This is a genomic window from Aerococcus sp. UMB1112A, assembly GCF_030230715.1.
GTDB lineage: Bacteria > Bacillota > Bacilli > Lactobacillales > Aerococcaceae > Aerococcus.
The window spans coordinates 1-4,075 of record NZ_JASPDS010000040.1 but is presented as its reverse complement, the minus strand read 5'-3'; the positions used below and the strand labels follow the sequence as shown (position 1 = coordinate 4,075).

The 4,075-nt window shown below is 49.7% G+C and carries 1 protein-coding gene; it reads right to left on the bottom strand.

Annotated elements, in window-relative coordinates; translation table 11 throughout:
• Positions 1 to 682: 682 nt before the first annotated feature.
• The coding region (locus tag QP860_RS10315) for a Rib/alpha-like domain-containing protein (protein WP_284912767.1) at positions 683 to 4,075 on the bottom strand (3,393 nt) is incomplete at its 5' end.

Here is a 4,075-nt window from a genome sequence, read left to right as displayed (position 1 = left end):
CGAGATACCGACATATCCCTTCTCATTTGGCGCTAACTCTCCGAGATACCGACATATCCCTTCTCATTTGGCGCTAACTCTCCGAGATACCGACATATCCCTTCTCATTTGGCGCTAAACCACCCCTCCCAGACCTAGGTCAGCGCTCAAAATTCCACTTCCTTCCATATTATACCCGCCCATACAAAAAGCCCCCGCACATGCTCGTGCGAGGGCTTCTTCTTATTCAGCTTTAGCAATCAAGAAAAATTTTAGTCTTTCTTCTTGCCTTTGCCGAGTGCCAGCAAGCTACCAGCGCCGACTAAAGCGAGGGCGAGGCCGCTCGTTAGGCCGACTAGGGCTCCGGTTTGTGGGAGTTTGGTCTTCGTTTGGGCTGCTTTGGCATGGCCTTGGCCTGCTTGGCTAGCTTTTGGAAGAGCGCTTGCTTGTTTCTTGTCAACTTTAACAGTGCCTGGGGCTGCTTTTTGAGGAGCGGCTGGTTTGGCAGCTGGTTGAGCTGGAGCTGCTGGTGTTTCTGGTTTCGCTGGAACAGCAGGTTCTGGAGTAGCGTCAGAACCGTTGTCGTCACGTCCAGCGGCATGGCCTTTGACTGGAACCACGACTACTTTCTTACCGCCTGGTAATTCAGGGTCGGAGATGGTCACAGTGATTGGGCCGTCAACGTCGGTGCCTGGGGTCACTTCTACTTCACCGGTTGTTGGGTTGATGACAACAGGGATGTCCTTGCCGTCTTCGTCCTTAGCGGTGACTGTGGTGTCCTTATCAGGATTGTTGACCTTGATGCCAGTACCTTGTTGGTCGTTAGTTGGGTTAACTTCCTTGACTTGGGAGTCGTCCACGGTAGTTGGCTTCTTGACCTCAGGAGTGCGCCGCCTTGAGCTTTCACGATCACCCATACTTGGGCAGCTTCGGTGGTGCCGTCTGGTAGGGTAACGGTCACATCGATGATGGCGTCGCCCACTTTATCGGTTGATGGAAGTGTTTGTCCTTCATTGATGGTTACCTTGTAAGAGCCTTCAGGAACACCGACTACCTTAATGGCCTTGGTGATGTCGTCTGCGGTCAAGCTGTCGCCGACATGCTTAACAACTGGGTGGGATTCGATTGGGTAAGCGACAGCTGGGTCTCCCTTGCGTGTCGTTTCGCCCGTTGCCTTTTGAACCGTTGCCGTTTCAACAGCAGGCTTCTTACCTTCTTCAGTTTGTTCAACCGTTACCTTGTCCCCAGCGAAAAGTTTGTTGGCTGGAACTTTGACAGACCAGTTGCCGATACCGTCAACTGTGGTTTCGCCAATGACCTTGCCCTCCTTGTCTTTCACCACAATCTTCGCATCTGGTACCCCGTTACCTTCCACGATTTCGTCACCTTCATGGATAGCTTCAATCGTAGGCTTAGCAGATTGGTCAGACCCATTGTCGTCGTGACCGGCTTTGTGGCCTTTGACTGGAACGGTCACTTCTTTCTTGCCGCCTGGTAATTCAGGATCGGTGATCGTCACGGTGATTGGGCCGTCAACATCCTTACCTGGAGTGACTTCAACTTCGCCAGTTTCAGGGTTGATTACGGCTGGAACAACTTTGCCGTCTTCATCCTTGGCGGTCACTGTCGTATCCTTATCCGCATTGTTAACCTTGATGCCTGTGCCTTGTTTTTCGTCACTTGGGTTGACTTCCTTAACTGCTGAGTCATCAACGTTGGTCTTTTCACGGACTAAGTCAGTACCTGGGATGGTGTCTTTCGAGCCATCTGGGTAGGTGATGGTTGCAGTGCCGTCCTTGCCGATTTCAACGGTGGTTGGTTTTTGACCGTCCTTAGGTGCTGGGAATTTATCCTTGTTGGCGTCTTCAATGGCCTTCTTAACTTGGGCTTTTTCGTCTTCAGTTAAGTTGGTCTTGTCGGCAACTGGAGTCTTCTCAGCTGGGACAACTGGGTCCGTTAAGTCTGCTTGGGTCTTGTCTGAACCATTGTCATCGCGGCCTGCTTCATGACCCTTAACAGGAACGGTAACTTCTTGTTTGCCACCTGGGAGGTCTGGATCGTTAATAGTTACCACGATTGGGCCGTCAACATTTGTACCTGGAGTCACTTCCACTTCGCCAGTTTCTGGGTTGATGACAACAGGAACATCCTTGCCGTCTTCATCCTTAGCGGTAACTGTGGTGTCTTTATCAGGATTGTTGACTTTAATGCCGGTGCCTTGTTTGTCGTCTGTTGGGTTGACAGGTTTCACATTCTTAGCATCGACGTTGGTCTTTTCACGAACTAAGTCGGTACCTGGGATGGTGTCTTTCGAGCCATCTGGGTAGGTAATGGTAGCTGTGCCGTCCTTGCCTACTTCAACGGTGGTTGGGTTTTGACCTTCCTTAGGTGCTGGGAATTTATCCTTGTTGGCGTCTTCAATGGCTTTCTTAACTTGAGCTTTTTCGTCTTCAGTTAAGTTGGTCTTGTCGGCAACTGGAGTCTTCTCAGCTGGAACAACTGGGTCAGTAAGATCTGCTTGGGTCTTATCTGTACCGTTGTCGTCGCGGCCTGCTTCATGACCTTCGACTGGGACAACGAAATCTTGCTTGCCGCCTGGGAGGTCCTTATCTTCAACCGTTACGGTGATTGGGCCATCGACCTTAGTGCCTGGAGTTACAGAAACCTTACCAGTTGCAGGATCAACGGTTACAGGAACATCTTGACCGTCTTCGTCCTTGGCAGTCACCTTGGTTGGGGTCTTGTCGTCTTGGTTCTTCACAACAAGGCCAGTGTCTTGAGGATCCTTGCTTGGCTTAACCGTCTTAGGTGTGCCTTCAACGGTAGTCTTAGGACGTTCAACCACTAAGTCAGTACCTGGGATGGTGTCCTTAGAACCGTCTGGGTAGGTGATGGTTGCGGTGCCGTCCTTGCCTACTTCAACAGTTGTTGGGTTTTGACCTTCCTTAGGAGCAGGGAACTTGTCCTTGTTGGCGTCTTCGATAGCTTTCTTAACCTTGCCTTGTTCTTCAGGAGTTAAGTTAGTCTTGTCTTCGACTTCAGTCTTGGCTGGAACAGTTGGGTCAGTCGTTTCAGCTTGGGTTGGGTTTTCAGAAACCTTAACATTTACTGGCACTTCATCCTTGCTGCCGTCTGGGTAAGTCACAACAACAGTAGCTGGCTTGTCGCCTGGTGTCTTGGTGTCGACTGGTTCCTTGAAGTCAAACTTGGTGCCTTGAGGTAACTTGTCGGCATCCTTGATACCATCTTTAGCGTTTGGTGTTTGACCAACTTTAGTGTTGATATCTTGACCTTGTGGATTATTCTTTTCTGCGTCAGTTAAGTCTTTGACTTGTACCTTAGCAGGAACTTCATCCGTAGAACCGTCTGGGTAGGTTACAACAACAGTAGCTGGCTTGTCGCCTGGTGTCTTGGTATCGACTGGTTCCTTGTAGGCTACCTTGGTACCTTGTGGAAGGTCTTTCAAGTTCGCGATAGAATCTTCGGCCTTTGGTGTTTCGCCGACCTTGACTGTTTGGTCCTTAGCTTGAGGTGTGTTCTTTTCTGCATCCGTTAAGTCATTGACCTTAACATTTACTGGAACTTCATCCGTAGAACCATCTGGGTAAGTTACAACAACTGTGGCTGGTTTTTCACCTGGTGTCTTGGTGTCGACTGGTTCCTTGTAAGCTACCTTGGTACCTTGTGGAAGGTCTTTCAAGTTCGCGATGGAATCTTCGGCCTTAGGTGTTTCGCCGACTTTGACGGTTTGATCCTTAGCTTGTGGAGTGTTCTTTTCTGCGTCGGTTAAGTCTTTGACTTGTACTTTAGCAGGAACTTCTTCACTTGAACCGTCTGGGTAGGTTACCACTACTGTCGCTGGTTTGTCACCTGGTGTCTTAGTGTCGACTGGTTCCTTGTAAGCTACCTTGGTACCTTGTGGTAGGTCTTTCAAGTTCGCGATGGAATCTTCGGCCTTAGGTGTTTCGCCAACTTTGACGGTTTGATCCTTAGCTTGAGGTGTGTTCTTTTCTGCATCCGTTAAGTCTTTGACTTGTACCTTAGCAGGAACTTCATCCGTAGAACCGTCTGGGTAGGTTACAACAACAGTAGCTGG